We start from the raw sequence: 7057 nt of genomic DNA, 5'->3' as shown, positions 1-7057 counted from the left end.
GCTTGCTGGACACGTCGTAGGTCACGCGGGAGATATGCTCTATCTCGTTGATGATGCGGTTGGAGACCTTCTCGATCAGCTCGTAGGGCAGCTGCGCCCAGCGCGCGGTCATAAAGTCGACGGTTTCCACCGCGCGCAGCGCCACCACATATTCGTAGCGGCGGCCGTCGCCCACCACGCCCACGGACTTGACCGGCAGGAATACCGCAAACGCCTGGCTGGTCTTGTGGTACCAGTCCGCCCTGTGCAGTTCCTCGATAAAAATCGCGTCCGCCTCGCGCAGGATATCCGCGTATTCCTTTTTCACTTCGCCCAGGATACGCACGCCTAGCCCCGGGCCCGGGAATGGATGCCGGTATACCATGTCGTAGGGCAATCCCAGTTCCACGCCGATCTTGCGCACCTCGTCCTTGAACAGCTCGCGCAACGGCTCCACCAGTTGGAGCTGCATTTCCTCCGGCAGGCCGCCCACGTTGTGGTGGGACTTGATCACGTGGGCCTTGCCAGTCTTGGCGGCAGCGGATTCGATGACGTCCGGGTAGATGGTGCCCTGGGCGAGGAACTTCACATCCTTGATCCTGGTCGCCTCGCGGTCGAAGATTTCGATGAAGGTGTTGCCGATAATCTTGCGCTTGGCCTCCGGTTCGTCCTCGCCGGCGAGGCGATTTAAAAATTCATCCTCGACGTCGACGCGGATGACTTTGACCCCCATATTCTCGGCGAACATCTTCATTACCTGGTCGCCTTCGTTTTTGCGCAACAGGCCGTTGTCCACGAACACGCAGGTGAGCTGGTCGCCGATGGCCCGGTGCAGCAGCGCCGCCACCACCGAACTGTCCACGCCACCGGACAGGCCCAGCAGCACCTTTCCGCCGCCCACCTGTTCGCGCACGCGGGCGATGGAATCCTCGATAATATTTTCCGGGGTCCAGAGCTTTTCGCAGCCGCACAACTCGATCACGAAGTGTTCGTAGATGCGCATGCCCTGCAAAGTGTGAGTCACTTCCGGGTGGAATTGCACACCGTAGAAATTTTTCTCCGCACAGTAGATACCGGCGATGGGGCAGGATTCCGTGGAGGCCATCAGCTCGAAGCCGGGGGGCATTTCGCTGACCTTGTCGCCGTGGCTCATCCACACATCCAGCAGGGCATTGCCCTCTGCATCGAGGTGATCCCTGATATCGTGCAGCAGCGCCGACTGGCCTTCCACCTTGACCTGGGCGAAACCGAACTCGCGGATATTGCTGCCCTGCACCGCGCCGCCCAGTTGGTGGGCCATGGTCTGCATGCCGTAGCAGATGCCCAATACCGGCACCCCCAGTTCGAACACCGCCTGCGGCGCCCGCGGCGAGCCCTCTTCGGGGACCGATTCCGGACCGCCGGCGAGAATAATGCCTCGGGGATTGTACTCGCGGATTTCCTCGCCGCTCATATCAAAGGCGCGAATCTCGGAGAACACTCCCAGTTCACGTACGCGGCGGGCAATCAGCTGGGTGTACTGGGAGCCGAAGTCGAGGATCAGGATGCGGCTGGCGTGGATGTCTTGGGTCATGGCTTACTCAGAATTTGCGAGGAGAGTTCCTAAACCACAAACGGACCCGGAGGTCCGTTTGTAAAAACTTGGTGTCTTTTGTAGGAGCGGCCCATGGCCGCGATCGAGGTTCGGCTTAGCCGGGGAAATCGATCGCGGCCATGAGCGGATGGCCGCCCCGCCGCTCCTACAGTTGGTCCCGAGTCCCGGTCCCGGTCCCGGTCCCGAGAAAAATTATCTCCCATTGATCGGGTAGTTGGGCGCTTCCTTGGTAATCTGCACATCGTGTACATGGGACTCGCCCATCCCCGCGGCAGTCACCCGCACGAACTGGGGCTTGGTGCGCATGGTCTCGATGTCCACGCTGCCGGTGTAGCCCATGGCGGAGCGCAGGCCGCCCATCATCTGGTGCACGATCACGGACAGCGGCCCTTTGTAGGGCACGCGTCCCTCGATGCCCTCCGGCACCAGCTTTTCCGCGCCCTTGCTGGCGTCCTGGAAGTATCGGTCGGAGGAGCCCTGGTTGCGGGACATGGCGCCCAGGGAGCCCATGCCGCGGTAGGATTTGTAGGTCCGCCCCTGGTACAGCTCCACCTCGCCCGGCGCCTCCTCGGTGCCGGCAAACATGGAGCCCATCATCACCGCGTGGGCGCCGGCGACGACGGCCTTGGAGATATCGCCGGAGAAGCGGATACCGCCATCGGCGATCAGCGGCACGCCGGTGCCTTCCAGCGCCTTGGCAACTTCGGCGATGGCGGTAACCTGCGGCACGCCGATACCGGTGACGATGCGGGTGGTGCAGATGGAGCCGGGGCCAATACCCACCTTGACCGCGTCCGCGCCGGCCTCCAGCAGCTCCAATGCCGCCTCGCCGGTGGCGATATTGCCGCCGATCACATCCACCTGCGGGTGCATCTGCTTGATGCGCCTTACCCGCTCGATCACATTGCGCGAGTGGCCGTGGGCGGTGTCCACCACCAGCACATCCACGCCGGCTTCCACCAGGGCGGCAACCCGATCGTCGGTATCCGGGCTGGTGCCCACGGAAGCACCCACGCGCAGGCGGCCGTCGCTGTCTTTGCAGGAATTGGGGTACTGTTCCGCCTTATTGAAGTCCTTCACGGTAATCAGGCCGCGCAGCTCGAAATTGTCGTTGACCACCAGCACCTTCTCTATGCGGTGGCGGTGCAACAGCTCCTGCACCCTTTCCGGAGCCGCACCCTCGGGAGCAGTCACCAGGCGTTCCTGCGGGGTCATGATACTGGCCACGCTGACGTCCAGGTCGGTCTGGAAGCGCACATCGCGGCTGGTGACGATACCCACCAGGTTGCCCTTTTCCATTACCGGTACGCCGGAGATATTGTGGTGGGTGGTCAGGGCGATCAGTTCGCGCACCGTGGCGTCGGACTCGATGGTGATGGGGTCTTTCACCACCCCGGCCTCGAACTTCTTGACCGCGCGCACCGCCAGCGCCTGGTCCTCGATGGACATGCTTTTGTGGACGATGCCGATACCCCCCTCCTGGGCCAGCGCTATCGCCAGGCGCGACTCGGTCACGGTATCCATGGCGGCGGACACAATGGGGATATTCAGGGCGATATTGCGGGACAGGCGGGTCTTAAGAGACACATCCTTGGCGGTTACTTCGGAGTAACCGGGCACAAGCAGGACGTCGTCGAAAGTGAGAGCTTCGCGCGCGATGCGCAGACCGGATTCAGACATATGACACTCAAACCTCAGGGTGCGGGATTGGGTATCGGCGCGATTATAGCCGCAATCCCCATGCCGGAGAAAGCCCAATCGTGCTTTTCAGACAAACCACTTTTACCGGTTTATACATTGCTGCAATATTGGCCCGCAAAATTTCCATTCGGGAGTCCAAAATGCCAACCGAGCCGCCTAAAACCCATAGCAACCGCAGCGTCCTGTCGGTCGGCGACCTGAACCGGGAGGTCAGGCAGCTGCTGGAGGGCAGCGTGCCCCTGCTGTGGGTGAGTGGCGAGATCTCCAATTTCGCCGCTCCCACTTCCGGCCACTGGTATTTCACCCTCAAAGACAGCCGCGCCCAGGTCCGCTGCGCCATGTTTCGCGGCCGCAACCGCACGGTGCGCTTCCGCCCCGAAAACGGCCGCGAGGTACTGCTACGGGCCCGGGCCAGTCTCTACGAGGGCCGCGGAGAATTCCAGCTGATCGTTGAACATATGGAGGAAGCCGGCTTCGGCGCGCTGATGCGCCAACTGGAGCAGTTGAAAGCGAAGCTGCGGGCGGAGGGGCTGTTTGATCTGGAACGCAAGAAACTGCTGCCGTCGCTCCCCGCCAATATCGGCATCATCACCTCCCCCACCGGGGCCGCCATCCGCGACATGATTCACGTGCTCGGCCGGCGCCACCCCGCCGCCGAGATCGAACTCTGGCCGGTACAGGTCCAGGGCCGCGGGGCGGCGGAACAGATTGCCCGGGCCATCCGCCTGGCGGGGCAGTCGGGCCGGCACGACCTGCTGATCGTCGGCCGCGGCGGCGGCTCCCTGGAGGACCTGTGGCCCTTCAACGAGGAGATCGTGGCCCGCGCCCTGGCCGACAGCCCCATTCCCACCATTTCCGCAGTGGGCCACGAAACGGATACCACCATCACCGACCTGGTCGCGGACCTGCGCGCCCCCACCCCGTCGGCGGCGGCGGAAATCGCCAGCGCCAACGCCGCCGAGCTGGCCCAGCGGGTTCAGCGCGCCAGCCATCATCTGCTGCGCGCCCTGCGCCACCAGCTGCGCCATCTGCGCCAGCAGGTGCAACTCACCGGCAACCGCCTCCGCCACCCGCGCGAACAACTGCAGAATCGCGCCCAGCGTCTCGACCACCTGGAGATGCGCCTGGGGGTTGCCGCCCGCCGGGCCCTGGACACCCTGCGCCACCGCCTGGACAGGGGCCTGCGCGACTTCGCCGGCTGCCACCCGGAGCGCCTGCTGCGGGACCGCAGAGAGCAGTTGCAGTCGCACCGGGAAAAACTGCAGAGGGCGATACAACTGCGGCTGGACCAGGACCGAGACCGCCTGGTTCACACCGGCCAGTTGCTGCACAGCGTCAGCCCGCTGGCGGTACTAGAGCGGGGTTACGCCATAGTGCGCGACGACCGCGGCCGGGTGATCAAGGACGCCGCGGAGCTGCAGCCCGGCGACAGGGTGCACGCGCGCCTGGCGCGGGGCGAGTTCAGTGCAGAGGTGACGAAACCGGGACAAGCGGAGGGCGGGCACTAAGGTTCGCCCCTTGCGCTTTCGTTTATTACGCACCTGAGAGCCTCCTCCCCCCGGCGACCAACCACCCCGCAGCGACGCTAGAATTTGGCTGTCCCCGGCTGCCGGAGCCATAAATGCTTGGTCGCAGTATTCTCGTCTGCCTGCTGTTTACCGTCGTATTCGCCGCACTCGGCGGCTGCGGCGAGGCGAAGCTGAAACTCGACCTGGGCCCGGAAGAGGAAACCGTCCGGGAACCCACGCCCCGCGAGCGCTTCGCCTTTTCCAATTACCGTGAAACCGGCGACCTGGACAAGATCCGTGAGCGCGGGGTTATCCGCTTCGTCAGCCTGACCGGCCCCCGGGAGGATTACCTTCCGCGAACCGCGGTTGTCTCCCAGCAACATTTCGACCTGGCCAACAGGTTCGCCAAGCACCTGGGGTTGGAGGCCAAATGGATACAGGCGGACACGCCGGAACTGGCCATCGAACTGGTGGAACAGGGCTATGCCGACGTCCTCGCGGACAACTTTACCGAGACTGAAGAAAGGCGCGAGCGCATTCAGTTCTCGGTGCCGGTAATGCATGTCTACCAGCAGTTGGTAACCGCCGGAAAGAAGCCGGATATCGACGAACTGTCAGAGCTGCGCAATACCAGGATCGTGGTGCTCAAAGGCAGTGTGCACGTGAAAACGGCGCAGGATTTGATCGCGAAGTTTCCCCAGGCCGAGCTCACCATGGAAGCCCTGCCGCTGAATGACAACGTGGATGCGCTGATGGATCACACCCAGGAGCACCGGAATACCCTGGCCATATTCGACAGCAATGTGATCGATCGCATGCGCGACTATCGCGACGATATTCAGGTGATCGCCAATGTCTCCGAGCTGGACCGCATCGCCTGGGGCGCGCGGAAAAACTCTCCTTTCATGCACCTGGCCCTGAACAACTTCCTCACCATGAACCTGGTCAGGAGAGAATACAGGCGCGTCTCCGACTGGAAAGCCATCAAGGAATCCGGCGTTGTGCGCCTGCTCACCCGCAACAGCCCGTTCAGTTATTTCCTGTGGAAAGGTGTGCTGATGGGGTTCGACTACGATATGGCCAAGGCCTTTGCCGACCAGCACGACCTGGAACTCCAGGTCGTGGTGGTGCCCTACCAGTACGACATCGTAGAGTGGCTCGAGGAGGGGCGCGGCGATATCGCCGGTGCCGCCCTGAATATTACCCGGGAGCGGATCGACCGGGGTATGGCATTCAGCACCCCCTACCTGGAAATGCCGTTGCAGGTTGTCAGCAATAAAAAGGACCCCCCGATCGCCACCCTTATGGACCTCAACGGGCGCACCCTGACCATGCGCACGCATTCCTCTTTCATCGAGTACGGGGAAGTGCTGAGAGACAGCGGCATCGATGTCCAAGTGGAAATCGCAGACCCGGAAGTCTCCTACCAGCAGCTGATCGATATGGTGGCAAGCGGCGAGGTGGACGCAACCCTGGCGGACTCCAGCGGCATCGCCGTAGAGGCGGTTCTGCTTCCGGAACTACAGCCCGGCGCAGTGATCACCGACCCCCTGCCCCAGGCCTGGATGATGCTGGCGCAAAACACCGAGCTGCTGAAAAAGGTCAACGACTTTATAAAAAAATTCCGCAAGAGCGACGAGTACAAACAAAAATACAAGGCCTATTTCAAGCCCAATAACCGCTTCGCGCAGAGAATACAGGCGCGTATCGTACCGGGGCAGGATCTTTCCCCCTTCGATGCCCTGGTCAAGACCTCCGCCGCGGAACACAGTTTCGACTGGCGCATGGTGGTGGCGCAGATGTGGCAGGAGAGCAACTTCAACCCCAAGGCGGTTTCCCCGGTGGGCGCCCAGGGACTGATGCAGGTAATGCCGCGCACGGCGGAGGAAATGGGCTATCCCCCGCCGCTGTTCGATCCCGAACGGGGCATCCAGGCGGGGGTCAAATACCTGAACTGGGTGCGCGACCGCTTCGACCCCAGTCTCTCGCTGGACAACCTGCTGTGGTTTACCCTCGCCTCTTACAACGCGGGTTACGGGCACCTGCTGGACGCCCAGCGGCTCGCCGGGGAGCTGGGACTGGACCCCAACGTATGGTTCGGCAACGTCGAGCAGGCGATGCTCAAATTGTCGGAACCGCGCTATTTCAACAACGCCCGCTACGGCTATGTGCGCGGCGCCGAACCGGTGCAGTATGTGCGCAATATCAGCAACCTGTACAAGGCCTATACGGACGTGGCTCCCAGCGAAGTGGCGGCGCGGTGGCTGATGTCCGA

General features: G+C 62.7%; 3 protein-coding genes and 1 pseudogene. 2 read left to right on the top strand and 2 right to left on the bottom strand.

The annotated features are described in order from the left end of the window. Both guaA and guaB read right to left on the bottom strand, forming a co-directional pair. The coding region (gene guaA, locus ACRC0P_RS13235) for a glutamine-hydrolyzing GMP synthase (RefSeq protein WP_438631667.1) at nt 1-1552 on the bottom strand (1552 nt) is incomplete at its 3' end. Between the two features lie 213 nt (nt 1553-1765). Further along, nucleotides 1766-3253 carry an IMP dehydrogenase gene (gene guaB, locus ACRC0P_RS13230; RefSeq protein WP_438631665.1) on the bottom strand — a complete coding sequence of 496 codons (1488 nt, stop codon included), beginning with the start codon at nt 3251-3253 and terminating at the stop codon, nt 1766-1768. Between the two features lie 161 nt (nt 3254-3414). Here guaB and xseA point away from each other — a divergent pair, with 161 nt between their 5' ends. Further along, nucleotides 3415-4782, top strand: a complete 1368-nt coding sequence (gene xseA, locus ACRC0P_RS13225; RefSeq protein WP_438631663.1) for an exodeoxyribonuclease VII large subunit — start codon at nt 3415-3417, stop codon at nt 4780-4782. 113 nt (nt 4783-4895) lie between these two features. Beyond that, a pseudogene (locus ACRC0P_RS13220) lies at nt 4896-6842 on the top strand (transporter substrate-binding domain-containing protein); the annotation flags it as partial. Nucleotides 6843-7057 lie beyond the last annotated feature (215 nt).

It is taken from the genome of Microbulbifer sp. (genome assembly GCF_051659245.1).
Lineage (GTDB): Bacteria > Pseudomonadota > Gammaproteobacteria > Pseudomonadales > Cellvibrionaceae > Microbulbifer.
This window is presented reverse-complemented; position numbering and strand designations above follow the sequence as displayed.